This is a genomic window from Bacillus timonensis (assembly GCF_004799755.1).
Classification (GTDB): domain Bacteria; phylum Bacillota; class Bacilli; order Bacillales; family Bacillaceae_L; genus Ferdinandcohnia; species Ferdinandcohnia timonensis_A.
In genome coordinates this window covers 1-26483 of the sequence record NZ_SLUB01000041.1, presented here as the reverse complement: position 1 = coordinate 26483, position 26483 = coordinate 1, and the positions used below count along the sequence as shown (strand labels likewise).

General features: G+C 38.8%; 29 protein-coding genes, 1 tRNA gene and 1 pseudogene. 19 read left to right on the top strand and 12 right to left on the bottom strand.

Annotated features, from left to right (window positions below; all coding sequences use genetic code 11):
- Positions 1-31 precede the first annotated feature (31 nt).
- Complete coding sequence (locus tag E1I69_RS17900; protein WP_136380923.1) at positions 32-952, bottom strand: DsbA family protein; 921 nt, start codon at positions 950-952, stop codon at positions 32-34.
- 191 nt (positions 953-1143) lie between these two features.
- Between E1I69_RS17900 and E1I69_RS17895 the strand changes: the two genes are divergently transcribed.
- The 7 genes and pseudogenes from E1I69_RS17895 to E1I69_RS17865 all read left to right on the top strand — a co-directional run bounded on the left by E1I69_RS17895 (position 1144) and on the right by E1I69_RS17865 (position 5887).
- Positions 1144-1719 carry a TetR/AcrR family transcriptional regulator gene (locus E1I69_RS17895; RefSeq protein WP_136380922.1) on the top strand — a complete coding sequence of 192 codons (576 nt, stop codon included), beginning with the start codon at positions 1144-1146 and terminating at the stop codon, positions 1717-1719.
- A 70-nt stretch (positions 1720-1789) separates the two neighbouring features.
- Complete coding sequence (locus E1I69_RS17890; protein ID WP_116351490.1) at positions 1790-2014, top strand: DUF378 domain-containing protein; 225 nt, start codon at positions 1790-1792, stop codon at positions 2012-2014.
- Positions 2015-2162: 148 nt separating this feature from the next.
- Positions 2163-3218, top strand: coding sequence for a C45 family autoproteolytic acyltransferase/hydolase (locus E1I69_RS17885; RefSeq protein ID WP_136380921.1), 1056 nt, complete (start codon positions 2163-2165; stop codon positions 3216-3218).
- Positions 3219-3285: 67 nt separating this feature from the next.
- Positions 3286-3441 (top strand): annotated as a pseudogene (locus tag E1I69_RS25040) (guanine deaminase); the annotation flags it as partial.
- A gap of 161 nt (positions 3442-3602) precedes the next feature.
- Positions 3603-4151 (top strand): NADPH-dependent FMN reductase, encoded by a 549-nt coding sequence (locus E1I69_RS17875; RefSeq protein ID WP_136380920.1) that lies wholly within the window; start codon positions 3603-3605, stop codon positions 4149-4151.
- Positions 4152-4242: 91 nt separating this feature from the next.
- Positions 4243-5238, top strand: a complete 996-nt coding sequence (locus E1I69_RS17870; RefSeq protein ID WP_136380919.1) for an MsnO8 family LLM class oxidoreductase — start codon at positions 4243-4245, stop codon at positions 5236-5238.
- 211 nt (positions 5239-5449) lie between these two features.
- Positions 5450-5887: a DUF892 family protein gene (locus tag E1I69_RS17865; RefSeq protein ID WP_136380918.1), complete on the top strand. Its 438-nt coding sequence runs from the start codon at positions 5450-5452 to the stop codon at positions 5885-5887.
- 78 nt (positions 5888-5965) lie between these two features.
- Here the strand turns inward: E1I69_RS17865 and E1I69_RS17860 are convergent, their stop codons facing one another.
- From E1I69_RS17860 to E1I69_RS17850, 4 genes are all read right to left on the bottom strand, one after another.
- On the bottom strand, positions 5966-6331 hold the full coding sequence (locus E1I69_RS17860) for a carboxymuconolactone decarboxylase family protein (RefSeq protein WP_136380917.1): 366 nt from the start codon (positions 6329-6331) through the stop codon (positions 5966-5968).
- Between the two features lie 20 nt (positions 6332-6351).
- On the bottom strand, positions 6352-6486 hold the full coding sequence (locus tag E1I69_RS25305; protein ID WP_278186175.1) for a hypothetical protein: 135 nt from the start codon (positions 6484-6486) through the stop codon (positions 6352-6354).
- Between the two features lie 91 nt (positions 6487-6577).
- Positions 6578-7603, bottom strand: a complete 1026-nt coding sequence (splB, locus tag E1I69_RS17855) for a spore photoproduct lyase (protein WP_136380916.1) — start codon at positions 7601-7603, stop codon at positions 6578-6580.
- Positions 7600-7848 (bottom strand): transcriptional regulator SplA domain-containing protein, encoded by a 249-nt coding sequence (locus E1I69_RS17850; RefSeq protein WP_136380915.1) that lies wholly within the window; start codon positions 7846-7848, stop codon positions 7600-7602. The genes splB and E1I69_RS17850 overlap by 4 nt, the downstream gene beginning before the upstream one ends.
- Positions 7849-8019: 171 nt before the next feature.
- Between E1I69_RS17850 and E1I69_RS17845 the strand changes: the two genes are divergently transcribed.
- Positions 8020-8445 (top strand): YugN family protein, encoded by a 426-nt coding sequence (locus E1I69_RS17845; RefSeq protein WP_116351403.1) that lies wholly within the window; start codon positions 8020-8022, stop codon positions 8443-8445.
- 60 nt (positions 8446-8505) lie between these two features.
- Here E1I69_RS17845 and uvsE (E1I69_RS17840) read toward each other — a convergent pair whose 3' ends face one another.
- Positions 8506-9471, bottom strand: coding sequence for a UV DNA damage repair endonuclease UvsE (gene uvsE, locus E1I69_RS17840; RefSeq protein WP_136380914.1), 966 nt, complete (start codon positions 9469-9471; stop codon positions 8506-8508).
- A gap of 51 nt (positions 9472-9522) precedes the next feature.
- Positions 9523-10476 (bottom strand): UV DNA damage repair endonuclease UvsE, encoded by a 954-nt coding sequence (gene uvsE, locus E1I69_RS17835; RefSeq protein WP_136380913.1) that lies wholly within the window; start codon positions 10474-10476, stop codon positions 9523-9525.
- Positions 10477-10673: 197 nt separating this feature from the next.
- Here uvsE (E1I69_RS17835) and E1I69_RS17830 point away from each other — a divergent pair, with 197 nt between their 5' ends.
- From E1I69_RS17830 to aac(6'), 4 genes are all read left to right on the top strand, one after another.
- Positions 10674-11510, top strand: coding sequence for a hypothetical protein (locus E1I69_RS17830; RefSeq protein ID WP_161974929.1), 837 nt, complete (start codon positions 10674-10676; stop codon positions 11508-11510).
- 87 nt (positions 11511-11597) lie between these two features.
- On the top strand, positions 11598-12608 hold the full coding sequence (locus E1I69_RS17825; protein WP_136380911.1) for a macro domain-containing protein: 1011 nt from the start codon (positions 11598-11600) through the stop codon (positions 12606-12608).
- Between the two features lie 84 nt (positions 12609-12692).
- Positions 12693-13331 (top strand): vWA domain-containing protein, encoded by a 639-nt coding sequence (locus E1I69_RS17820; RefSeq protein ID WP_136380910.1) that lies wholly within the window; start codon positions 12693-12695, stop codon positions 13329-13331.
- 15 nt (positions 13332-13346) lie between these two features.
- On the top strand, positions 13347-13784 hold the full coding sequence (gene aac(6'), locus E1I69_RS17815) for an aminoglycoside 6'-N-acetyltransferase (RefSeq protein ID WP_136380909.1): 438 nt from the start codon (positions 13347-13349) through the stop codon (positions 13782-13784).
- A gap of 47 nt (positions 13785-13831) precedes the next feature.
- Here aac(6') and E1I69_RS17810 read toward each other — a convergent pair whose 3' ends face one another.
- Both E1I69_RS17810 and E1I69_RS17805 read right to left on the bottom strand, forming a co-directional pair.
- Positions 13832-14284 carry a nucleoside deaminase gene (locus E1I69_RS17810; protein WP_136380908.1) on the bottom strand — a complete coding sequence of 151 codons (453 nt, stop codon included), beginning with the start codon at positions 14282-14284 and terminating at the stop codon, positions 13832-13834.
- Between the two features lie 41 nt (positions 14285-14325).
- Complete coding sequence (locus tag E1I69_RS17805) at positions 14326-15156, bottom strand: hypothetical protein (RefSeq protein WP_136380907.1); 831 nt, start codon at positions 15154-15156, stop codon at positions 14326-14328.
- Between the two features lie 166 nt (positions 15157-15322).
- Between E1I69_RS17805 and E1I69_RS17800 the strand changes: the two genes are divergently transcribed.
- The gene (locus E1I69_RS17800; RefSeq protein WP_136380906.1) at positions 15323-15859 is read left to right on the top strand and encodes a DUF6241 domain-containing protein; all 537 of its coding nucleotides are present in this window, start codon (positions 15323-15325) and stop codon (positions 15857-15859) included.
- Between the two features lie 85 nt (positions 15860-15944).
- Here E1I69_RS17800 and E1I69_RS17795 read toward each other — a convergent pair whose 3' ends face one another.
- Together E1I69_RS17795 and E1I69_RS17790 are read right to left on the bottom strand one after the other, a co-directional pair.
- Positions 15945-16277: an ArsR/SmtB family transcription factor gene (locus E1I69_RS17795; protein WP_136380905.1), complete on the bottom strand. Its 333-nt coding sequence runs from the start codon at positions 16275-16277 to the stop codon at positions 15945-15947.
- 21 nt (positions 16278-16298) lie between these two features.
- Positions 16299-18056: a SulP family inorganic anion transporter gene (locus E1I69_RS17790; protein ID WP_136380904.1), complete on the bottom strand. Its 1758-nt coding sequence runs from the start codon at positions 18054-18056 to the stop codon at positions 16299-16301.
- A 523-nt stretch (positions 18057-18579) separates the two neighbouring features.
- On the opposite strand from E1I69_RS17790, the gene E1I69_RS17785 reads away from it, so the two are divergent.
- A tRNA-Gly gene (locus tag E1I69_RS17785) sits at positions 18580-18653 on the top strand.
- 70 nt (positions 18654-18723) lie between these two features.
- On the opposite strand, the gene E1I69_RS17780 is transcribed toward E1I69_RS17785, so the two are convergent.
- Positions 18724-19389, bottom strand: coding sequence for a B3/B4 domain-containing protein (locus E1I69_RS17780; protein WP_136380903.1), 666 nt, complete (start codon positions 19387-19389; stop codon positions 18724-18726).
- 100 nt (positions 19390-19489) lie between these two features.
- On the opposite strand from E1I69_RS17780, the gene queG reads away from it, so the two are divergent.
- The 5 genes from queG to yhbH all read left to right on the top strand — a co-directional run bounded on the left by queG (position 19490) and on the right by yhbH (position 26297).
- A complete protein-coding gene (queG, locus tag E1I69_RS17775) occupies positions 19490-20623 on the top strand; it encodes a tRNA epoxyqueuosine(34) reductase QueG (RefSeq protein WP_136380902.1) in 1134 nt (377 codons plus the stop codon).
- Positions 20624-20745: 122 nt separating this feature from the next.
- Positions 20746-21630 (top strand): amidase domain-containing protein, encoded by an 885-nt coding sequence (locus tag E1I69_RS17770; protein WP_136380901.1) that lies wholly within the window; start codon positions 20746-20748, stop codon positions 21628-21630.
- A 40-nt stretch (positions 21631-21670) separates the two neighbouring features.
- The gene (trmL, locus tag E1I69_RS17765; protein ID WP_136380900.1) at positions 21671-22144 is read left to right on the top strand and encodes a tRNA (uridine(34)/cytosine(34)/5-carboxymethylaminomethyluridine(34)-2'-O)-methyltransferase TrmL; all 474 of its coding nucleotides are present in this window, start codon (positions 21671-21673) and stop codon (positions 22142-22144) included.
- 700 nt (positions 22145-22844) lie between these two features.
- Positions 22845-24740 (top strand): PrkA family serine protein kinase, encoded by a 1896-nt coding sequence (locus tag E1I69_RS17760; protein WP_136380899.1) that lies wholly within the window; start codon positions 22845-22847, stop codon positions 24738-24740.
- 375 nt (positions 24741-25115) lie between these two features.
- Positions 25116-26297: a sporulation protein YhbH gene (gene yhbH / locus E1I69_RS17755; RefSeq protein ID WP_136380898.1), complete on the top strand. Its 1182-nt coding sequence runs from the start codon at positions 25116-25118 to the stop codon at positions 26295-26297.
- The last annotated feature ends 186 nt before the right edge of the window (positions 26298-26483 follow it).

The window sequence follows — 26483 nt, the reverse complement described above, 5'->3', positions numbered from 1 at the left end:
AGGGACAGTGTACCTGTCCCTCTGTCCCACTTTATTTTCCCACAAAATATTTTTCACCAAGTAGTTCTTTTTCTTCATAAGTTTCTGGTTTTAATTGCGCATCAACAAATGCTTGAAGTTCAGATGGTTCTAAGTCGTACATGACTTCAATTTCTTTTGCAAAAAGTAGTTCCTTTTGGAGTAACTTAGATAAAGCCGGCTGTTGCTTCGCTTTTGGTTCTTCTTCACCTGTCATTTTGGATAATCCGGATACATAGTAGTCCAATGAACGGCTGCCCACAATTTTAACGCCTTTATTTTCTTCGTTCACCATGATAATGGTTGGAAAGCCTCTAGCCCCAAGTTTCGCGGCAAGTGCAAAGTCTTCGTTTAATAATTGTTGGGCCACTTCAGATTCTGCTTCATTTACAATTGCTTCCCCGTCTAACCCTAAACTAGTTACATTATTAATCATCACGGATTTTTCAGCAATATTTTGATTAAAGGCAAAAAGTTCTTCTCTGGCATGGCGTAAATATTCATTTGCTTTTTCATCACCATGATTTTTTTGAATCACCTTGTATACACGAGATGGCGGGAATGAAGATTGAACTGGATTGTCAATCATCAATGATCCATCGATTGGCATACGTGAATATTCGCCAACTTCTCTCCAGTGCCCAGCTACGTCTGCAGGTCCAAAGATTCCATTTGCCGGATCAACCGGTCCACCATGCCATTTCTCAAGTAATCCTCCTAAAACAGTGTGGAAATTGAAGTAATGTCCATACTGTTCTTTGAAGCGACGGAATGTCGGTTCGAGTGCCCAGCAATGTGAGCAGATAGGGTCAGTTACATAGTAAAGGTCGATTGTTTTTGTAGGTTCGTTCAAATCAATTATCTCCATTTCGTCATCTCCTGCTACTCCACATACACCAGTTTCTAAATCACACATTAAATTGTTGTTTGTCATTTGAAATCCCTCACTTTTTCATTTTTTAGTGGTGGGACAAGGAACCTGTCCCTTTGTCCCATAAGCATTCTGTTTGCTTTGTACTTTCATTTTAGTGGATAATGGGAGGCATACATACCAATAGATTAGGTGATCTGTTGGATATCCAACATATTTGAGAAATTGTTGAAAAAGTAGGAGGGACTTACGAAATGCCAGAAGAGAAAACTGACCCCCGAGTACTGCGAACACGAAAACTTATTATGGATTCCTTTATTGAACTTTCCAGTAAAAAAGAATTTAAAGACATTACGATTAAAGACATTACCACAGAAGCAATGATTAATCGGGCCACATTTTATTATCATTTTGAAGATATTTATGATCTGCTTGATAAAGTTTTATCCGAGGTTCTGTTAATCAAGTTGGATAGCGAATCCTTCCAACAAAGCGAATTAAATGAAGAAACCTTTATCGGCATCTTTAAAGCCATCACGAACTTTCAGCTTTCCTTATCAAATCGATGCCATCGAGGATATGAGGATACAATTGCCCGAATTATTCGGGACCAGCTTGAAGTCATTTTTTATAAAATGTTAAAAGAACAGCATCCTACAGATGATGAAAATTCTCTAAAAGTAACGGCTATCATGCTGAGTTGGGGAATGTACGGGGCTTCCGCCGAATGGAGAAGAAATCCGGATTCAATTAGCCCAGAGGAAATGATAAAGTCAGCCATTCCTTTTATTAAAAATGGAATTCACTTTGGTGTAAAGGAACAAATTTGAACTCTTGCATGTATATTTTAAATTTTAATTGTAAAACCTAAAATTACTAAGCATAAGAGGAGCGATAATGATGAGTGGATTACAACGTTTTGCGCTTGCTTTAGTAATTATAGGGGCAATTAATTGGGGGCTTATCGGTTTCTTTCAATTTGATCTGGTAGCCGCAATCTTTGGAGGTCAGGATTCAATCTTGTCTAGGATTATTTATAGTTTAGTGGGCTTAAGTGGTTTATACAGCCTAAGTCTTCTATTCAAACCTGATCGAGAAGTTGTTCCCGAAACGAGCAGAACTTAAACTTAAGTAGCATGTCCACGAATAGACCAAGCCTTATGGTTTGGTCTATTTTACGTTCAGGGAGAAAAATGAGAAAATAACTTTGGTACAGCTGGGAAAACGTATGGAAGGGACAATGAACCTGTCCCTGAGTCCCGAGGAGGTTTTTATGAAGAAGATATTTGCTGATGTGATTCAGTTTCGGGGAAGTCATTATGATTTTGGTCATATGCAGGGAACGCTTCTGAAAGATTCTTTTTTGGTGAAGAATCGGGAGCAGCAATGGAAGGTAAGGAGACCTTTATTCCGAATCGATCCTGATGAGACGAAACAAGTATTTGAACGCTTAGCTCCATTTATGTGGGAAGAACTTTTGGGGCTTCAGGATGCTTTGGAATGGTCGATGGAAAAAGTATTGATGGAATTTGGCGGGTATAGGGTTAATATTAAGCCTTCAGGGTGTTCGATTTTAGTAGGCGAGAATTACATGATACGAAATTATGATTATCATCCAAAGACCTATGATGGGCGCCTTGTAGTTTTTCAACCGTCAGATGGAGGGAATGCAACCCTTGGTTTAACTCAAAAGATTACCGGACGTTCTGATGGAATGAATGATAAGGGGTTATCGATGGGGTATACATTTATGAACCGGAGGCGCCCGGGGAACGGAATCATTTGTCATATGATTGGAAGACTTATCCTCGAATTATGCGCAAATGTTGAGGATGCTGTTCAGTTGTTGAAAGACATTCCACACCGGGGTTCTTTTAGCTATGTTTTATTTGATGGAAGTGGTGAGATGCCTTTTATCGTGGAAACTTCGCCGAGAAGAGTAGAGGTAAGGCAAGGATACACCTGCACCAATCATTTTAAAATCTTAACCGAAGAAAATCGTCGAGTCCTTGATGATTCGAATAAACGACTGAAGGCGATTGAAGAAAAAATGCATTTAAATGGGCTTGAGGCTTTTCATTTATTAAATGATACGGATAAAGGAGTCTTTTCTAAACTTTACGGAAGTTGGGCAGGCACCATTCATACGTCGGCCTATTTTCCTGGTAGACTAGAAGCTTGGTGTACGCTTGGTGGAGACCGGGAACCCGCTATTTTTAACTTTGGTGAATGGGTAAATGGGACTGATTTCACGATAACAAAAATCGAAGGGGAAGTAGACACGGATATCCCATTTGTAAATATGGAAAAGGCGGACTGGTTTAAATAAAGTGCATAAGGGCAAAATAGCGATTTCCGTCTTTTCACTTTGCAACTACATCATTTTGTAAGCAATATTGGAAACAGCAAAGCTCCCACTCTATGACGCAGAAGAAAAATTACATGACATCTTTCAAAAAATTATCTATCTTGCGCGACCGGAAAACATTCAAGAAGTTTGGGTGCAAGGGGAGAAAGTTTGGGACGGAGGGACAGGTTCGTCGTCCCACTAAGGACTGCTTTCTACAAAACATCGGCAAGTGATAATGCTTGCCGGTGTTTTTATCTTGAAATAATATTTTCGTGGTATTCAAGCAACCTGTTTGAAAAATAAAACAATTTCCTATAATGTGTAGGTATTAATGATTTTTAACTTTCATGGGAGGCAAAAGCTATGAACATCGTAACACTCGTAGGCAGTTTAAGAAAAAATTCATTTAATATGCAAGTGGCAAAGACTATGCAGGAAAGATACAGTGATAAACTCAACATGCAAATCCCTGATATCGGTGCTTTACCTCATTTTAATCAAGACGATGAATTGGATCCGCCACAAGTCGTAAAGGATTTTAAAGCAGCGATTGCCAATGCGGATGGTGTCATTATCATTACACCTGAATACAACTGGTCGGTTCCTGGTGTATTAAAAAATGCACTAGATTGGACATCACGCGTGGAGCAAGTGTTCATCGGCAAGCCTGTCATGACTCTTGGTGCAACTCCTGGAATGATGGGTACGATTCGTGCTCAACTTCATTTACGTGAGATATTAGTAGCACCAGGTATTCAGGCGAGAGTACTACCTCCAGGTGCAAATGAGATATTGATAAACTTTGCAAGTCAAAAAATCGATGAACAAACCGGTCAATTGGTTGATGAAACAACACTTAACTTTTTAGATAGTAAAGTGGATGCATTTATTGATTTTGTGAAAACAAATTAGGGACAGTGGGACAGGTTCACTGTCCCATCATTTTTTTACAGGGACACTGTACCTGTCCCTGTGTCCCAATGAGAAAGGAGTGTGGTGGACAATGAGATTAAGTGTACTTGACCAAGCGCCCATTACGAAAGGAAATTCTCCTGCGGGTGCATTAAAAAAAGCGGAGGAATTGGCAATCTTGGCTGATGAATTAGGCTATCACCGCATGTGGATGGCTGAACATCATGGAACAGGCTCCTATGCAAGTTCTGCCCCTGAAATTTCAGTTGCCCATTTGGCAGCTAAAACGAAGCGAATTCGAATTGGAACAGGTGGAGTTATGATGATGCATTACTCTCCATTAAAGCTTGCAGAGGTGTTTAAAACACTTAGTTCATATTCTCCAGGAAGAATTGATTTTGGAGTTGGGCGAGCACCTGGTGGAGACCAATATGCAGTCTATGCTTTATCTGAAGGGCGTCAACCGATGGTAAATAATATGTACGAGAAATTCGATCTGGCCTTACAAATGTTGAAGGACGAGATACCCGATCATCCACTTTATAAACATACAATCGCAACACCGTCTCAGGTGGTGTTACCAGAAGCATGGTTGCTTGGTTCAACCGGCAATAGTGCTGTAATGGCAGGGCGAATGGGGGTCGGCTATTCCTTCGCGCAGTTTTTCAACGGGGAAATGACGAAGGAGATTTTCGAACTATATAAAGATCAATTTAAATCAACCGTCTTTATGGAAAAACCAAAGATTACGGTTTCCTATATGGTTACTGTTGCCGAGACAGAGGAGGAAGCTGAGTTTGAAGCATTGCCACATGACATTGCGCGTCTATGGCTCATGAAAGGAAAACTGGGACAGGTGTTAACTCCAGAAGAAGCACAAAACTATCCATTAACAGAAGTAGAACGAATGAGCATCCAAGAAAATAGGAAAAAGCTTCACTTAGTCGGATCTGCAAAAGCAATTGCTGAAAAATTGCAACAGGAGCAGGACGAATATGGTTTTGATGAAGCTATGATTTGTAGCATCCCGCATTCACAGGAAAAACGCTTGAATGTATATCGATTGTTGGCAAGGGAATTATTATAAGCAAAAGAAGCGTCTTACCCATTAACATAACAAAATGGGCAGGCGCTTTTTTTGGGGACGAAGGGACAGGTCCCGCGTCCCAAACTCTCATTTCTAGGACATCGATTCTTTTTTGGAATAATAAACACATCCCCAATGCAATCTATTAAGGATAATAGTAAGGGTACAGTAACTTTTTATAAGTGGTTTTTGAAAGGATGTGAGTCTTTCTTTGAAGGACAAAGAGATTGTCGTTGAAGAACTTAATACGTTATTAAGAGGAACATACATGGGCATTCGTGCTTTTGAACACCATATCCAAAATCTAGACGAGCCTGAATTAAAGCAAAAGTTTCAAACGATTCAACAGGAAACAAAGATGAATGCGCAAAAGCTAGCAGAACGAATACAAAATTTACATGGTATACCTGCGGACAGTGAAGGGGTAACTGGTATGATGCATGGTGTTATGCATAAGGTTATGCTTTCAGATCAACAAGAAGAAATTTTAAAAGATGCATTAAAAGGATTGGAAAAATATGGTGTGGAATATTCAGAGGAACTTGTTAAGGGTGACCTTGATCCGGAAAGTAAAAAGGTTGCGGAAGATGTAATTGAAACGAGTCGTAGACATGCGGATGTGATTAGACATTTATTAGAGGAAATCTAAGCAAACACACTTATGTATAGTGTGTTTTTTGAGTGGAAAAGACAGTCTAATTCAAGACTGTCTCACGATTAAAATGCTTTACTGCTTCAATTGTTTCAATTCATCGATACTTTCTTGAACAAGAGTTACGGCTTGACTCATCGCCGCTCCGCCGCCAAATGCCGCAGTCACACCGATGGCTTCAAGGATTTCTTCCTCAGAACAGCCTTGATCTAAACAGCCTTTTGTGTGGTAGATAATGCAATATTCATCCTGAGAATATAAACTAATCCCTAAAGCAATAAGTTGTTTTTGCTTTTGCGATAAGACGCCTTCTTTAAAGCATTCTTCCGTAAACGCATTGTATAGTTCAGCTAGCTTTGGCATTTTTTTAGTAAAAGTACCTATGCCGGTTTTATAATCAAGAAGTGCAGCCTCTGTTGCATTTCTAGCTTCATAATCCATAATTATGTCACCTCATTTTTCTATTTAGCATTTTTTGCATTAGGATCCCTGCTATTAGCTCCGTAATCTGGTACATGGCTCGCATGTTTTTCATGGTATCTTGAACCAGAGCCCACTTCGCTATTTCGTTGATTGTTCTTTTTCTGCTTTGCCATTTTTTTCACCCCTGTCATTTTTGAGTTGGGACAAGGAACCTGTCCCTATGTCCCAAAAGGAACCTATGTCCCACCGTATTGTTACCTTGATTTATGTGAAGTATTCGAGTTTTGCGTGTGGGAAGAATTTTTCCATGTACGCGTACAGGTGTTTTTTGATATCCTCTTCTTCGTCTTTTTGATAAATATACTTTCCAATTCCGTATTTACCCCATTTGTATCTTCTTTTTTCTTCATCCAATTCTAATTTGGTCATTGGGTAGTTTTTCTCGATCACTCGCTTTGCCGGTTTTGTAAACCGGTGTTGGATGAATTCGAAGGTGAGGTCCTTTTTTGCTTCTTCAGGTAGCTCCGCATCTAAACGTTCAAACATGTGATAGTAGCCATCTTCCCATCCTTCATGAAGATAGATAGGTGCTACGATAAATCCAAGGGGATATCCAGCTCTTGCAACCTTGCCTGCAGCTTCAATTCGTTTTGCTAACGGGGACGTTCCAGGCTCAAAGTTTTTTACAATATAATCCGCATTCACACTAAAGCGAAATCTTGTTTTTCCGTTATGCTCGGCGTCCAGTAAGTGATCGACATGATGAAATTTTGTCACAAATCGTAATTTCCCGTATTCCGATTTGCCGAAGTGCTCAATCGCTCGTTTAAGTGTGTGTGTTAAATGGTCGATACCTACAATGTCCGATGTACAAGATGCTTCAAACCTTGTGATTTCTGGGGCACGATCCTCCATATACTTATCAGCAGCTTCAAGAATTTCATCCACATTTACATATGTACGAATATATGGTTTCGATCCCATTGTTGTTTGTAAATAGCAATAATGACAATGCCCCATGCACCCCGTAGCAAAGGGAATGGCATACTCTGCTGAAGGTTTAGAGGTGTCAAATTTAAGCGTTTTTCTTATCCCCACAACGAGTGTTGATTTCGCCACACGGTATTTTTGGAAATCATTATCACCTGGCAAGTTTCTAACTTGGTTGTGTGAAGTCGTATATCGGATTTCAACATCCATTTTTTCGAATTTTTCGAGGAGCTGTTTTCCTAGGGGATAATCTAACGCTTGTGGTTCAAAATAAATGAGCTTTGGATTAAATGGCTTCATTCTATAGTCCCCTCAGTTCCTTCACCATAGTAATATTCATAGGCTTGGTTTGCTTCTTCCTCTGAGGAATAGACGGCGACCTCGTCTGAGAGAGGATAATACGTTTCATATAAAAACAGGGCTAACTCATTTGGCTTCTCAGGGTGATTGACAACAGCTGCTGCCTGTATATTCGCTACATCCTGAGTATGGGGATTTCGATAAAATACATAGACAACATCTCCAGCCTGATACATTTGTTCCATGACATCACCTCTTCCATGTTAATTAAAAGCGTTAAACTCCTTATTACTCATTTTTTCAATTCGTCTTTGAAGTTATGTCTACATGTTTATGGAAAATGGGGTTTCATGTATGTTAGATCACCTTTTTGAAAATAATACCAATAGTAACTATGTTGATATGAGGTGAATAGTGTGATTACGTTAAATTCAGTAATTGATGGGAAAAAGGCGAATTTTGGTGCTGTTCGAGATATTTTTGATTCTCACGGGTGTAGTTTTTGCAGTAATTTTGAATATGATCAAGGGAAGTTTGATGCCGTGTTAAATCGGGAAAATGGAGAAACGATTTATTTACGGGTCCCTTTTTTTGTAGTGGAAGGGATGCTGGACCATTCCAGTGCACTCATTCAATTTGGGACACCATATGTCATTAAGCATATCGTGAATTATGGGTTAGACTATGACCAAAACTCTTTTGTTACAGCAACGACTGGTCTTGATCAATTCCAAACACCACTTGACAAGGACGGACAAATATCAGATAAAAGCCGGTGGGAACAAGCGGGTGTTGAAGTAGTAGAACGTATTTACAACTCCATGAGAGACTTAGTATCGTAAAAGGGACGGAGGATTGTCTTGGGACAAGGCCATTTCGTCCCTTTTTTATGTTGGGTCAATTTATTTTAAGTAAAATGAAGAGCCGTCAATGATTTCCACATCATCCCTCATTTTGATTTCTTCCATTAGTTTAAAGAGTGCTGCGTCTTTTTTCTTTGCTTCAATCATGCAATCGATTTGGGGAACACTTCCCTTTATTTCTTTTAAAAAGGTAAAAAACATCTCAATGTCAACATAGTCCGAATGATGACGAAAGGCTTCTTGGGTTTTTGGACTTGAAATGTGCATTTTGATCGGGAGTGGGGAATCCTTCCATGTCTGGACCACTCTGTCCCAGTGATTTTCCCAATTCGGGTTTTGATGGTGGGCTAAGTGGTGGTGATAATCAAAAACGAGTGGAATATTTAATTTTTCACATAGGTATAGTGTATCTTCTAGAGTAAAGGATGTATCATCATTTTCAAGCATAATCATGTTTTGAATCTTTGCCGGGACGTCCATCCAATTGGTTACAAAGCGTTCAAGTGAGACATCGGTTTCTTTATAATTGCCCCCGACATGCATCACACAGCGGTGGATGGGTTTAATCCCCATGCCTTTTAAGAGGAGATAATGAAGCTTTAAGGTACGTATTGAGTTTTTTAAGATATCCACTTGAGGAGAATTGAGTAAAACAAAATGATCCGGATGGAAATCAATCCGAATGCTATGATCTTTTGTAAAATCCCCCATTTCACGAAGGTTCTCTTTTAATGGTTTCATATAGTTCCAATCAAGAAGTTCTTCATGGTTGGCTAAAGGGATGAGTCGTGAGGTTAGCCTGTAAAAATGAATCTCAGACGCTGCATTATGCTTTAACAGCCTTAGCGTGTTGTGTAGATTTGTTAAAGCGATACGTTCCAATTTCCGAATCGCAGCTTCACGGTCTTCTATTTTTTGAAATTGAGCAAATGTCATAGTTTTTGAAGGTGAAGCATTCTTTAGTTCCATACTCATTGCTACATAACCAAGACGTACCTTTGTCACCGGATTTCACCTCACTTTTAATTTTGGGACAGTGGACCTGTCCCTTCGTCCCTACCACTCGACTGTGGAACTAGATATTCGTTTAACTCCTCTAATGGAAGATATATCTTCTACAAGCTTGTGCATCGCAAGATTCTTTTGTTTTGCTTCGATCATGATATCAAAGTCCTGATTGAGGTCTTTTGCCAGTTTTAAAAAAGGCATGATAAATTCTAAGGACACAAAATCGGCATGTGAACGGTAGGCTTTATCCGATTTAGGTGATGAAATATGTACTTTAGGTACGGTTGGTTTGTCGTCCCATGTATGAAAAATACGCTCTAAATAGAGTGCGAGATCGACGCCTTCTTTGTTTGCCATATGGTGGTGATAATCAAGAATCATCGGGATGTTTTCCTTTTCACAGGCAAGCAGTGTTTCCTCCACATTGTAGGTCTTATCATCATTTTCAAGTGTCATTTGTTTCTTGATTTCGTTTGGTAGTGTTTTTAGGTTTCGATGGAAGCGTTTGATGGATTTTTCTTTATCTCCATAGGCGCCGCCAATATGTATATTTAGGACTCCTTTTTCAAGGGCATTTAGTGCATGGAGCATTTTATAATGAAATTCCATATCGATTACTGCATTCGTTGTGACTTCATCCCTTGGACTTGTGAAAAGGGTGAATTGATTAGGGTGAAAGCTAACCCTCATTTGATATTGATTGATAAGTTGTGCAAGCTCTTCCCATTCTTTTTTAAAGGGGGCTATGAAGTCCCACATCACTTTCGGATGAGTAGCCAAGGGGACGAGTGAGCTTGATAGACGATAGACCTCAATTTCATGTGCAATATTATAATGGAGAATTCTTTTTGTATGCTGTAAATTCTGTGCTGTTACGGATGTAAGCTTTTCCATGCGTTCGTGCTTTGGAAGTGCAGCATATCTTGTAAATGTTAATGATTTTGATGGGCTTGCATCCCACAGGCCTAATGCATTAGCGACATAACCAAAACGAATTTTCATTTTAACCCTCTTTAGGAACGGTGTCCCTGCCTTATTTTTCTATTTGTTGTGGGACATTGTACCTGTCCCTCTGACCCATAGTTTTGTTATATTTAATGTAAGGAGAATAAGCTGTTATTATACAGATTTTTTATGGGGAGATGATGGGGATCGATAGGTACTTCAGGATTATTGTAGTGGTGGCTTTGGTGGGGAGTTTGGTTTTAAATTTTACGTTATTATCAAAGTTGGATCGATTAGAGGAACAGGTAAGGTTTATTTCTGATTCACAACAAGATATTTCGTTTCGTATCGATGATCAAGCGAGTCAAGTGTACACCGCCTTAGAAGAATTTAAAAATGAACAAAGTTGGATGAGTCGAGTCAGCATGGAGATTGATAACAAAAGACTTAATAAGGGTGAAGTGAATGCGAATTTTACTTGGCAGGTGAAGGAGCTTCAGAGAGATGCAAAGGTTGAGTTTCATTATTCGTTTGGTGAAAATGAGGAATTTACATCTGTTTCTGCCAAGGAACTTCAGAACGGTCTTTTTCAGGTAAAGGTCCCATTTACATTTGAAAAAGAGCCACTATGGCAGGTTGGTCTGATTACTTCTGACTCCTACCATAGTGAAGAAACGTCTGAAAAAGAAGCAATCGACAATTCTCAGGATGTCATTAACTTTTATGTAACTGTTTCTTATGGTGATTTAGTGAAAAGCAGCGAAATCCAACAAGAATCTTTAGGGGATTTGAAGTCCAGTTATTATGGCGTTATCCAGACAGATGTTCATGTGTTTAACTCGAAATTAGATGTTACGTTGATCAATTATTTAATGGACGGAGAATCGAAGTACGTGGAAAAAGCAACCCTTTTAAAGTACAAAGGAACTACATTAATCGGGGAAGAAGAGCTTCAACGGGTTAAAGAAAACTCCCCAGACGCTGCGGAGCGTTTCTTCCATCTCAACCAAGTCGACAAATACGAAAACATCAGACTCGTCATGAAAGTCGAATACAACAACGGCGACACATTTGAAAAAGAGATTTATTGAACCAGAGGGACGGTTCTACTGGTCCCCTTGGGGCCACAAGAACCGTCCCTGCGGTCCCTTGGTCCCTTGAAAGGAGAGGAAATGGTTATGCCTTTAGAGATTGTTCGGAATGATATTACTCAGATGAAGGTGGATGCGGTTGTGAATGCTGCGAACACGGAGTTGAAGATGGGTGGTGGGGTGTGTGGAGCGATTTTTCGGGCTGCAGGCGCCAAAGAACTCCAAGCAGCATGTGATGAAATTGGTAACTGTGCGGTCGGACATGCAGTCATCACTTATGCTTTTAACCTCCCTTCAAAATACATCATACATACTCCTGGTCCGATTTGGCAGGGTGGTACTAAGAATGAAGCGAAACTGTTACAATCCTCTTATTTTCATTCTTTAGAGCTTGCAAAGCTTCATAAATGTGAGTCCATTGCTTTTCCGCTCATTTCAACTGGAATCTACGGATATCCAAAAGAAGAAGCCTTACAAATCGCAGTTTCTACGATTGGCTCATTTCTAATGGAGCACGATATGGTTGTCTATCTGGTTATATTTGATAAAGCATCCTTTGGAGTCAGCAAGAAGTTGTTTACCTCAATTCATCAATATATAGACGAACATTACGTAGATGAATTTGAATCGACATTCAGGCGTGTCAGAAACATTGAACTTAATCATGCTGAACCTATCTTGGACGCCCAGGAAGAGCTGTACGAAATTGAAGAAAAACAAGAGGTTAAAAACAATTTAGTCCAGCTAGTTAACCAGCTAGATGAATCATTTTCTGCTAGACTTCTCCGGTTAATCGATGAAAGAGAAATGACCGATGTAGAGACGTATAAAAGAGCAAATATTGACCGCCGTTTGTTTTCAAAAATCCGCAATGAAGCGGGGTACACTCCTAAAAAGAAAACGGCAATCGCTTTTGCAATTGCCTTACGATTAAATGTTGATGAAACAATTCATTTGTTGTCTGCTGCAGGTTACACTCTAACCCATAGCAGCAAATTTGATGTCATCATAAAATATTTCATTGACCAAGAAAATTATAATATCCATGAAATCAATGAAGCTTTATTTATGTTCGACCAGCCATTATTAGGAGCTTAAAAATGTCGCTTTTGAAGCGACCCATACAATTCTATATCTTGTTATCCTAATCTTGTAAATAAAAACCGAACGGAGGATAACAAGATGAATACAGAATTAGTGTTTATTTTAGATAAAAGTGGGTCAATGGCTGGGCTTGAAACGGATACGATTGGTGGCTTCAATTCCATGCTCAAAAAACAAAAGAAAGCAGAAGGGGAAGCCCGTGTTACCACCGTTTTATTCAATCACCATTATGAGATTTTGCATGATCGTATCAATGTAAAAGGGATTTCGCCCATTACGGAAGAAGAGTATGAGGTTAGTGGAACGACTGCTTTATTGGACGCCATCGGTTTTACGATTCAAAAAATAAATAATGTCCAAAAACATACAAGTAAAACGGAACGAGCTGAAAAAGTGCTGTTTGTGATTACAACAGACGGAATGGAAAATGCAAGCCGTGAATTTTCAGCAGCGAAAATTAAAAAGATGGTACAACATCAAAAAGAGACATACGGTTGGGAGTTCATGTTTTTAGGAGCGAATATTGATGCTGTTTCGACTGCAGCCGAATTTGGAATTGACGAGGACTTTGCAGTGGATTACCACGCTGACGAAGAAGGCACACAATTGAACTATCAAATGGTCAGTGAGGCTGTCACCAATCTGCGCAGCGGCAAGAAAATTGACCGAAGCTGGAAGGAAGAAATCGAACAGGACTATAAGCGACGGTCAAAATAATAGAAGGAGGGTTTTATGAAAATAGTAAAAGCCACCGTTCATGACTTACAAGTAATAGTGAGTTTAGCATTGCAGTTATGGCCAGATATTGATGAAAGTGTATTTACAATGGAGTTTTCCGAGTTAATTCATGATAAAAAAGCGGTAGTCTTCCTAGCAAAAGAAGAAAATGAAGCAATCGGTTTTGCCCAGTGTCAGCTACGTGTAGACTATGTTGAAGGAACAGAAACTAGTCCAGTGGGCTACCTTGAAGGAATTTTTGTTAAAGAAGAGTATAGGAGAAAAGGTGTAGCTAAACAGCTTTTAGCCTTATGTGAAAAGTGGGCCAAAAGTAAAGATTGTGTAGAATTTGCAAGTGATGTTGAACTTGAGAATAATGAAAGTTTGAAATTTCATTTAAAAAATGGCTTTCAAGAGGCGAATCGAATTATTTGTTTAACTAAAAAACTCTAAAATTGCCTGTCCTCCTTAAATTTATATAAGGGGACAGGCGCATCAAGCTACTGTTTTTGTTTCCAGACTTTCATCGGATCATCTTGCCCTTCAACTAATGTCATTTGGGTCATTTGAAGAGTACGATCGTCTCGGTTCTTTTTTAGTTCATGATAAATAAAAGTAGATTTCCCTAAACCTACGGCTGCCGCATCCTCAGTAGACTGACAATAATACAGCTTATCGATCCCTGCAAAATACATAGCGGTCAAACACATGGAGCACGGCTCGCCACTGGCATACATCGTATAGCCGGATAATTCATTTGTTTCAAATTTTTCCTGTGCTCTTCGAATCGCAAGCAATTCAGCATGACCGCTGACATCATGTTTTTTATGCAATTCATTTACACCTTCTGATACAATCAGGTTATCTTTTACAAGGACAGCACCAAATGGTTGCCCGCCTTCATTTACATTTTGTACGGCTAATTCAACCGCTCTTTTCATGAATGAATCCATTCTTCATCTCTCCAAGTCCTTTTTCATTCTATTGTAATAGATCATGTCTTATTTACAAGGACTTTGATTGTGCGGTCGGCATACCTGACAAAGAGATAGCCAAGATAGAAAGTAAGATAGCTTACTATCGAATCAAGAACCGTATGCTCAGCTTGTACAACATCGATATATTTCAGTACGATATCATAAGCAATATACCCAACCATGATGAAAAGAAACCAACGATACCCTGCATTCACGATGCTTAAATAGGCAAGAATGATAGCAAAAATAAGACCAGTAATTGTTGTAATCGCCGAACTGCCACGTTGTAAATGCTCGATCCATTCTACATGGTAGGTTCTCATTTTAAAAACAGAATGGTGCAAAAAATGGATAGGGATAAAAATACCGTAAAACGATAAAAGTAACGAACTAAAGTGAATCCACTTCTTATTCAAGTGATTCCACCATAATCTTGCAATTGGAAAGTAAATGATTAGGCCTATTGTTGTATACCCTGGTTTCCACCAATAGGTTTCAAAAATCCCCCATTTTGAAAAAAGGAGCTCAATAAGAGTGAAAAATATGGCCAAAGGGATGCTCCAGTACCACCTGCACCTCAATAAGACAAATAAAACAGCGAACGAAGGAAGTACAAGCCCGTTCACCATTGCACCTAAATGTGAATCTAATTCATTGTGTAACAAATCAACCTTATAAACGTAAGATTTAGCCCATAGATAGATGAAGTAATCGAATAAAAGGGTAACCCCTGTTACGGTAAAATACAAAATAAAGATTCGGAATGACCGCATTTTCCAATACGAATAACATAAAACGATTAGACCTACAATCGCTAAAATGAGATAAGCCCACGCGCCAAGACTCAATCAAATATACCTCCGTTTTATTTATAGGTATTTTTGCCTATTTTTGTTCGTTTAATACTTATCTAAAACGAAAGAGGCCATATAAAGTTATATTTTATGCTAGGATAAAATATGGATACATCATACTAAAAAGTAAGAATATAGGGAATTGGGTAGGGAGGAAGTTATGAAAAAATGGATCTGGATTAGTGTTTTTGTGATTCTAATAGGTGCCACAGTTGGACTTGTGTTTAGTGTATATAAAACGCTCGACAGTGATGGTGGCCAAAAAAGTGTCTCTTCATCAAAGCAAGCTTCTAATAAAGTGGATGAATTTAAGGAGCAAACGAAGAAAATAGGTGGGGTCACATATGACTTGAAGTTAAGTCAATCACCTGAAGAGAGTGAGGTCATTGAGGTGATGCATCATATGACCCATCAAAAGGTAAAGGCCGACAAAAAATGGGGTGCAAAACCAATGATTCCAGAAACCATCAATGAAATTTATGAGGTCGTTTCAAAAAGTGATTTTGATAGAAAGGAAGATCTTTTGGCCATTTTGGAACGCTGGAAAAATGGAGATTTCAGCCAAGCCGATAAAGACCATAATTATTTTTGGGATTATCAAAACGGGACTGTTGGAGCAGCGTATGGCATCATGAGCAAAGCCGAAGAAAAAAGATTCATTTTAAATAATTTTGGCGTAGAATTTTTACCAGAATAATAAAGGATAGTTCAATGGGAACTATCCTTTTTATTATGGAATTAGTGCTAGGCTAAAATGGTTACACCGTTTTAGCCGTGTTCTATTAATTATTTTCGTCCCCAATTTTATCAAGAAGGGAAATCGTATCAACAAGATGGTTGTTAAAAATTTGCTTTGCCACTGAAAGAAGCTCAACAATCATAGGATCTCTGAGAGAGTAGATAACCCGATTACCATCCTTTGTTCCATATACAATATTTTTAGCACGTAGTACAGTTAACTGCTGGGACACGGCTGACCCTTCACTGCCAATCAGGGTTTGAATTTCATTCACATTTTTATCGCCCTCAGCTAAAAGCTCTAAAATCCGAATCCGTAAAGGATGTGCGAGAGCTTTAAAAAAATCAGCCTTAAATTGCTGCATTTCTAAATTCACTACCTTACCTCACCTTCTACACTAACTTATCGAAACACTTCTCTTTTTGACTACATTTTTTTCGACTCCTGAAAGAGCCTGACACTCTTTAAATGCAAAATGTCTACAGCCCAAACATTTATGTTGATTAATCTGGCTTATTGCATAATCAATGGCATCCCCAGTATGCTCAAAAAAGTTTTCCTCCCCGATTAACTCATATAAACCCGTTTTTTGGAGAACACTTTTAGGCTGTGGTTTAATTCCCGATATTAACATAATTCCATGCTTTGAAAAATCCTTAAAAATACTAGCTAGACGTGCTTCTCCTGTTGTATCCATAAATGGAACTCTGCCTAACCGCAAAAGTAAAACCTTTGGTTTGTAATTGATTGATTTCATAATTTGTTGTTCAAAAGCCTGGGCAGCACCAAAGAACAAAGGTCCTTCTACGTTATAAATACTAATTTGTGGACAATCATGTGAATCTGTCACAATCTGTGTATCCATTTTTTCATGCTTTGTTTCAGGATTAGGTAACGCTTTTTCTGTCACTATTATATCACTCATTCGCTTAGTAAAAAGAACTACTGCTAAAATAAGCCCAACTTCAACCGCAACGGTTAAATTCATAAAGACGGTTAATAAAAAGGTGACAACCAACACAAGTGAGTCTTCTGTTTTTGTTTTCAAAACATGATAAAACACGCGACGCTCACTCATGTTCCAAGCAACAAGCATAATAATCGGTGCCATACTTGCTAACGGAATTTTTGACGCATATGGAGCAAATAAAAGTAAGACAAGCAGAACAACGACCCCGTGTATTACTCCAGAAAAAGGTGAAACAGCACCCGTTTTAATATTGGTTGCCGTTCTTGCAATCGCCCCAGTTGCAGGAATTCCACCAAACAAAGGGGTTACCATATTCGCAAGACCTTGGCCGACTAATTCCCGATTCGAATTGTGCTTGCTGTTCGTCATTCCGTCAGCGACAACAGCTGAAAGAAGCGACTCAATTGCACCTAACATCGCGATCACAAATGCTGGTTGAATCAGCTGTTTAATTCGCTCCAATGTGATGTCAGGAAATTGGAAGCTTGGTAGTTTACTAGGAATGTCACCAAACGTTGACCCAATTGTCGCTACCTGAGTTGGATAAAAAATAGTCGCAATACCAGTTGAAATCAGTAAGGCAATTAATGAACCAGGTACTTTTGGGAAGAACTTAGGTGTTAACAGGAGTACTACTAAACAAATGGAAGCAGTTAATAGACTATAAATATTAATTTCGCTAATATGCATAACAATCTCTCTCATATTATCTAAAAACAATTCATGCTTCTCAATTTGATCGAGTCCTAGAAAATTGGGTACTTGCCCGACAAAGATAATAATCGCAATACCAGATGTAAAACCAATTGTAACTGGACGTGGAATAAATTTAATTAAAGAGCCCAGCTTGAAAACTCCCATTAAAAATAGAATAATCCCCGCCATAAAGCCCGCAATTAATAGATTTTCAAATCCATAGGTTGCGACAATTCCGAACAAAATCGGAATAAAGGCACCAGTCGGGCCCCCGATTTGATACTTAGAGCCTCCAAAGAGTGAAATAAGAATACCCGCGATGATGGTCGTGTAGATCCCATATTCAGGCTTGACGCCTGAAGCAATCGCAAATGCCATCCCCAGAGGAATCGCAATAATTCCAACAACGACGCCAGAAATAAGATCCTTTTGAAAAGATTGAACCGAATACCCTTTAAATCTCCCTGAAAAAGCCCACTTTTGTAGCATTTTTATCCTTCCTTCTAAATAATAGAATATCTGATTATTTGAATATACATATATAGAATCTACTCCTTTAAACGAATAAAGTCAAAATAATTTTTATGAAGAGTATAAAGGACTGCCTGTTATCAGTAGGCAGTCCTCAAAAACGATTATTATATTAGAAAAACAAAGAGGTTTATTAACCCTATAAACAACTTGGTAATATTTTTAAAAATCCCTATTGCAATATAGTGTGAAAGTGTGTATAATAACTCAAGTAGTCAGATGAAATAATTATCGACAAAAAGTTACAAAAGCTCTTGCATTACATTTACAAACTTGTTATAATATTAACATAATTATTCTTGAACTTAGTAAAATATAATGTGCGGGTGTAGTTTAATGGTAAAACCTCAGCCACGAGCAAAGCTTCAATGAATTTGCTGCAAGTTGCCTCGACACATTTACTTCTTGATTTAACTGGCAGAGGAAGAGGCATGTAAGGTCTATAAGCGTAATTTAATCTTTATTAACTTAATATTTATATGCGGGTGTAGTTTAATGGTAAAACCTCAGCCTTCCAAGCTGATGTCGTGAGTTCGATTCTCATCACCCGCTCCATACATATATAACGCAGTGTTTCGTTTCTTAGATAAACGAAGTGTTGCGTTTTTTCCTTTTTTACAGCCTTTTACTCCACGATAAAAGACTGTACGGACCCACCATGAACCTGCGTATACATTGCTCCAAGTGACGTAATTAATTTCTCACAACTGTCTTTTTGTAAAGAAGGCTTCAAATAGACAATCTGAATGGCCTTTTTCGTTTCGACTGTCACGGCTGTTCTTTCGGAATCGACATATGGGCTTCCAAACGCTCCTGTATCATCACTGGATAATATCTTATCTTTCATCGCAATAACTCTTCCGTTTATCCCCATATATTCATCTTCTTGTTGACCAACTCGAATTTCAATATCACCGTTGATTGTATCAGCGTCATAGATCCCAATTGGAATCTCATATTGAATCGAAAAGAAATTATTAAGGTCCGCCGCGGAATGAATGGAATGTAAGAAATTTTGCTTTTTGATCCGACGATAGATGGCTTCCACGGATGGACGGTAGCGATTTGGGTCTGTTCCTACCTTTTTAAAAATGTCTCTCCATTCAGTGATCCCTTCTACATCAGACACAGGTTTGTCCTCTAAATCGAAAAAAAGCGATTCCTGGAAAGTTTGTAATCTACCACGTATCATTTGTGGAGAATCACCCACTTCGATATGATCGTATTGAATAATGCCTACCTTGAAATCAGGGACAAGTTCCTTTAATTGTGGTGAAATTCGAATTTCCATCATTTTTCCCTCCAAAAATTATTGTAAATAGTGTACCATAATTCCTAGCGCATCAATAAATAGTTCGGCTTACAAATATAAAGGAAGGAGGTTTTGAGACGTGGATATTGTAAAGTTTCAGCAAGAGTTAATCGACTATAGTAAAACGATTGGAATCGATAAAATTGGTTTTGCAAGTGCTTCTCCATTTGACGAGTTAAAATCACGACTGTTACGGCAACAGGAGTTAGGCTACCAGTCTGGATTTGAGCCAAAGGATATTGAAAAAAGAACAAATCCTGAGCTCCTCTTGCCTGGTGCAAAATCAATTATTGCAATCGCGTTGGCCTACCCGGCAAAGCTCAAGGATGCACCGAGAAGTACACGAAGCGAGCGGCGAGGGATGTTTGCACGTGCCTCTTGGGGAGAGGATTACCACCATATTTTGCGGGATCGGCTCCAAAAGCTAGAGTCGTTTATTTTAGAAAAATTGCCCGATGCGAAACTTCAATCAATGGTAGATACCGGTGAATTATCTGATCGCGCGGTAGCAGAACGTGCTGGTATTGGTTGGAGCGGAAAAAACTGTGCAATTATTACACCTGAGTTCGGTTCATATGTGTATTTAGGAGAAATGATCACGAATATCCCATTTGCACCCGATACGCCGATTGAGGACCAATGTGGTTCTTGCCGAGCTTGTCTTGATGCATGTCCAACAGGTGCATTAGTTCAAGGGGGGCAATTAAATGCACAACGATGTGTCAGCTTTTTAACGCAAACAAAGGACTTTTTACCAGACGAATTCAGAACGAAAATTGGGAACAGACTGTATGGTTGTGATTCTTGTCAGACAGCTTGTCCGAAAAATAAAGGAATCGACTTTCATTTCCATGAAGAAATGGAGCCACATCCAGAGGTTGTGAAGCCGTTGTTAAAGCCGATATTATCGATTAGCAATCGGGATTTTAAAGAAACGTATGGAGCGCTATCTGGCTCTTGGAGAGGCAAGAAGCCCATTCAGCGAAACGCAATTATTGCTCTTGCCCATTTTAAGGATCGCAGTGCGATACCTGAGTTGAAGCAAGTGTTAAAAGAGGATCCAAGACCCGTTCTACGGGGAACGGCTGCATGGGCGCTTGGAAAAATTGGCGACGAGAGTGCGATTGATATTTTAAAAGAAGCCAGTTTAAAAGAAAAGGACGAGCAGGTCCTTGATGAAATCGAAAAAGGATTGAATATGTTGGGGAAATAAAAAGGATGCGATGGAGCGTCCTTTTTTTTGTGGGCTTTTGAGGACACGTGTTAAATATCTCTACTTAAAACCCATATTCACTCATATTGTGTAATATCACAGCTTGAAGGTGGGGTTGGTTGATGAAGTCGACATTAGCAAAGCTAATTGAGGAAAAAGCTCAATTATTCGTTGGAAATACACGAAGTACATCTTCTGTAAATTTATCGGAAACGGACCTTAAATTGATTCAGCGGAAAAAAGAGTTGCTCGGAAAACGTTCAGCGGAAATCGTAAAATGTAAAACAAATGCGCAAATCATCGGCAAAAACGAATTGAATGGAAAAATACACCTCGATTATCACGTGCATTACCAATATTTAATTCGGCAAAATAAAAATCTGTACATTGAGGAGCAGTGTGAAGAAAGAAAAGCCATTTTTTCCGCTAATCAATTAATAAGCGATTGTGAGGTCCCCAAAAAAATAGAGACACATTATGAAACGATGGATCGGGAAATATTAGAGGAAGAAACCAGAGATTTTAAATATAACCGACTTGCTGCAGTCCAATACGCAGAGCGGTGGTGGAATGACTACAACCCCAAATATAAAAAGTTCACAGACAATTGTACAAATTTTATTTCGCAATGTCTCCACGCTGGTGGAGCACCAATGTATGGGTATCCAAATCGCAGTAAAGGCTGGTGGATGCAAAATAATAATTGGAGCTATAGCTGGACTGTCGCAAATTCATTGAGATGGTATTTAACTGGATCTAGAAGAGGTCTTCAAGCAAAAGAAGTATCCTCCCCAAAGAAACTACTATTGGGGGACATCATCTGCTATGACTTTGAGGGGGATGGGAGATTTAATCATAATACGATTGTTGTAGCAAAGGATTATGAAGGCTATCCATTGGTTAATGCCCAGACGCAAAATAGCCGGATGAGGTATTGGTCATACTACGATTCAACAGCGTATACTCCAAATATAAAATACAAGTTTTTTCATATCATTAATAACTAACTTTTCCTTTTTGGTATAATAACTTTTGAGGTGAAAGAAAGTGGGACTTCATGTCGTATTATACCAGCCGGAATTGCCTGCAAATACGGGAAATATCGCCCGGACTTGTGCAGCAACAGATACAACCTTGCATTTAATTCGGCCACTTGGCTTTTCAACAGATGACAAAAGGCTTAAGCGTGCGGGATTAGATTATTGGGAGTTTGTCAAGATTCATTCTTATCATTCATTAGAGGAGCTTTTTTCAACATATCGGGATGGTGAGTTTTACTTTATTACGAAGTTCGGGAAACACGAACATTCATCCATAGATTATCGTGATTTACAAAAAGACTATTTCCTTATATTTGGAAGGGAGACTACTGGGCTACCTCAGGATCTTATCCAAAACAACTTGGACCGAACTTTGCGACTTCCAATGACAGAAAAAATCGGCTCCCTAAACCTATCCAATACCGCAGCAATCGTCATATACGAAGTGTTAAGACAACAAAATTACCCTGGCCTTACGTAAAATAAAAATGACCTCTACCATTCCATTGGCAGGGGTCATTTTTGTTCTTGTCTAGCTCCAGTGCCTAGCCCCTCGAGGTCATAAGCCAATCCGTCAAGAAGAATAAAAGGCATCCTTCTCGCCGGCTTTTCTTATGCTTGTCGGACTTGCACAGGAAGTGCTGACATCGACGTTTGCCACAGGACGTGGCAGTAGTTAGTCGATGATCATCTTTCAAGGCACTTCCGCTTTTCGTTCTTATTTTTTGTTTACAGTTGGCTTATCTTGATAGCCAGATGTAAAGATAGCAGCTAAAAAGGTAATACATACACCTAAAATTAAGGCTAATTTCATGTGCATTTTCCTCCTTTATGTATGAAGTTCAAAAATTACTGAACCTTCAAGTTTATTTCCTAAAAACACATCTACGTGTATTATAACCCAATTTTATTTTTGTGTGAATGTTATCTATGGACAAATTGTAAACATTTTCGCACCTTTCATCACTAGGCACATACATTAAAAGGAATCCTTTAACATTGTATGCCCTTATTTACTCAAAAAAATTACGATTTGTCCACTCGGGAAAGTGTAAGTTGATTTTTTTCCTATTCTGAATAGGACATGTTGAATTTTGTAAGATTAAAGCATGTTAAAGGACATCCTCGCATACATTTTAATAAACCGTGCAAGAGACATCAAAGATGGAGGAGGCCCCTTAATGGATATTCTAAAGAAAATAGAGAGGTTTCGTGAAGAAGAACAACGTTTAAAGTGGGAAGGTACCTTCGCTGAATATTTGGAGATCTTAAAGGAAAAGCCGTGGGTTGCTCAGTCTGCTCATTCAAGAGTTTATAATATGATCAAAGATGCAGGTGTCGAAGAGGTAGATGGAAAGCGCAAGTATAAATTTTTCGATCATCAATTGTTTGGTCTTGAAGAGGCCCTTGAGCGATTAGTAGAAGAATATTTTCATCCTGCTGCCAAACGACTCGATGTCCGAAAGCGTATTTTATTATTAATGGGTCCTGTTAGTGGTGGTAAATCAACGCTCGTTTCCATGTTAAAACGAGGATTAGAATCGTACTCACATACGGAACGCGGCGCGGTTTATGCAATTAAAGGCTGTCCAATGCATGAAGATCCGCTGCACCTTATTCCTCATCATCTAAGAGAAGATTTTTTTGATGAGTATGGCATTCGAATTGAAGGTAATTTGTCGCCTTTAAATATGATGAGATTGCAGGAAGAATATGGTGGACGGATTGAGGATGTGCGAGTTGAGCGGATATTTTTCTCGGAGGATAGACGTGTCGGAATCGGAACATTTAGCCCATCTGATCCAAAATCCCAGGACATTGCTGATTTAACTGGTAGTATTGATTTTTCAACGATTGCTGAATTTGGCTCAGAATCAGACCCGCGTGCCTATCGTTTCGATGGGGAATTAAACAAAGCAAACCGTGGAATGATGGAATTCCAGGAGATGTTAAAGTGTGATGAAAAATTCCTTTGGCACTTACTTTCCTTAACTCAGGAGGGGAATTTTAAAGCAGGAAGGTTTGCTTTAATCAGTGCCGATGAGCTCATTGTTGCTCACACGAACGAAACAGAGTATCGTTCATTTATATCAAATAAGAAAAATGAAGCATTACATTCACGTATTATTGTAATGCCTGTTCCTTATAATCTTCGAGTTTCTGAGGAAGAGCGTATCTATGAAAAAATGATTAAAGAAAGTGATGTTCGCGATGTGCATATTGCACCACATACGTTTAGAGTGGCGGCAATGTTTACGATTTTAACAAGATTAAAAGCGCCTAAAAAGGGCGATGTCGATATTATTAAAAAGATGAGATTGTATGATGGAGAAAGTGTGGAAGGCTTTAATGCAGTTGATGTGGAGGAGCTTCGAAAAGAATATCAGGATGAGGGCATGAGTGGAATTGACCCACGTTATGTGATCAACCGGATTTCCTCGACCATAATTCGCAAGGAAAATCCATCAATCAATGCTTTAGATGTATTACGTTCTTTAAAGGATGGCCTCGAGCATCATCCATCGATTTCGAATGAAGACCGTGAGCGTTATTTAAACTTCATCTCAATAGCTAGACGTGAGTATGATGACATAGCGAAAAAAGAAGTTCAAAAGGCGTTTGTTTATTCGTATGAAGAGTCTGCTAAGACATTAATGGATAACTATTTAGATAATGTTGAAGCATACTGTAATAAAAACAAGCTTCGTGATCCATTGACTGGTGAAGAGATGAATCCGGATGAAAAGCTAATGCGTTCGATTGAAGAACAAATCGGAATCTCAGAAAATGCTAAGAAGGCATTCAGAGAGGAGATTCTCATCCGCATTTCAGCATATGCACGAAAAGGTAGAAGATTTGATTATAATTCACACGAACGTCTGCGTGAGGCGATTCAAAAGAAATTATTTGCTGATCTGAAAGACGTCGTCAAAATCACAACATCTACAAAAACACCGGATGAACAACAGCTTAAGAAGGTAAACGAGGTTGTTGCAAGATTGATTGATGAATATGGCTATAATTCAACATCAGCCAATGAATTACTTCGTTATGTTGGCAGCTTACTGAATCGATGACAAATTAAAGGGGTTAGACCAATCGGATGGTCTAATCCCTTGTTTTTCAATAGGACCTTCGTGACCTTGCTTGTCCATTAAAAAACTCTCAAAATGACATAAATGGTGGGAACTTGTCTATTTTTAAGACATAATGCCTAATTTGCGAAATCTTTTGTCAATAATACGATATTTTTGCATAGTATAGAGTAATCTACTATTGCTCGTTTTTGCTTCACGAGCGGTAGAAGTTAGTCTCTTTTTTATTTTCAAACAAGTTGCTTATCTTACCCTTTTTTCGTTTAACGAAATTCTTTCGCAAACCGTCAAGATAATGTATGAGAGTCCTTATAAAAATGTGAATGGTTTTCAAAAAAATTTAGGAGGGGAAAGTTTATGTCGAATGGTAATTCAAAGAATTTTGTCATTTCCCAAGAAGATTGGTCCCTCCATCGCAAAGGCCATGATGACCAAACTAGACACCAGGAAAAGGTTCAGGATGCCATAAAGAATAATTTGCCTGATTTGATAACGGAAGAAAGTATCATTATGTCAAACGGAAAAGATGTTGTTAAAATTCCAATTCGATCATTGGACGAATATAAAATCCGTTATAACTATGACAAAAACAAACACGTTGGCCAAGGCGATGGAGATAGCCAGATAGGTGATGTCATTGCAAGGGATGGTTCAGGACAAAGCGGGGGTCAGGCAGGTCCTGGAAAAGGGCAAGGTGCAGGCGATCAAGCGGGTGAGGACTATTATGAAGCTGAAGTTTCTCTCATGGAGCTTGAGGAAGCCTTGTTTAAAGAGTTGGAGCTTCCAAATCTGAAACGGAAAGAACAGGATCAAAACATTGTAGAGAATATTGAATTTAATGATATCCGTCGTACAGGTTTAATGGGGAATATTGATAAGAAGCGGACGATGATGTCAGCTTATAAACGAAATGCGATGGCAGGAAAACCGAGCTTTCATCCAATCTATCGTGAGGATTTGAAATTTAAAACATGGAATGAAGTTGTAAAACCTGATTCAAAGGCTGTTGTGCTTGCGATGATGGATACAAGCGGTTCGATGGGGATTTGGGAGAAGTATATGGCAAGGAGCTTCTTCTTCTGGATGACTCGATTCCTACGGACAAAATATGAAACAGTCGAAATTGAATTCATTGCACACCATACAGAAGCAAAGATTGTATCCGAGGAGGACTTTTTCTCGAAAGGTGAAAGTGGGGGCACCATTTGTTCGTCTGTTTATCGCAAGGCATTAGAAATCATCGATGATAAATACCCACAAACACGTTACAATATTTATCCCTTCCATTTCTCAGATGGAGATAATTTAACATCTGATAATGCAAGATGTGTAAAATTAGTGAGCGAGTTAATGAAAGTTTCCAATATGTTCGGCTACGGTGAAGTCAACCAGTATAATCGTCATTCGACCCTCATGTCAGCTTATAAGAATATTGAGGATGAGCGCTTTAAGTATTATATTTTAAAACAAAAAGCAGACGTATTCCATGCGATGAAGAGCTTCTTTAAGAAGGAAGAAGAGAATAAGGCGTATGCGTGAAAATAAGAGAGGGAGATTCTCTCTCTTCTATTAAAAGAATTTTAGGACATCTGATTTAATAGAAACTTAATTCTTTATTCATAGTTTGTTCATATTTAGTGGGTATTATAAAGACATGGAAAAGATAAGCTTTTTCATACCCCCCTTTTAAATGATCTATATATAATCTGTCTCTTATACACATCT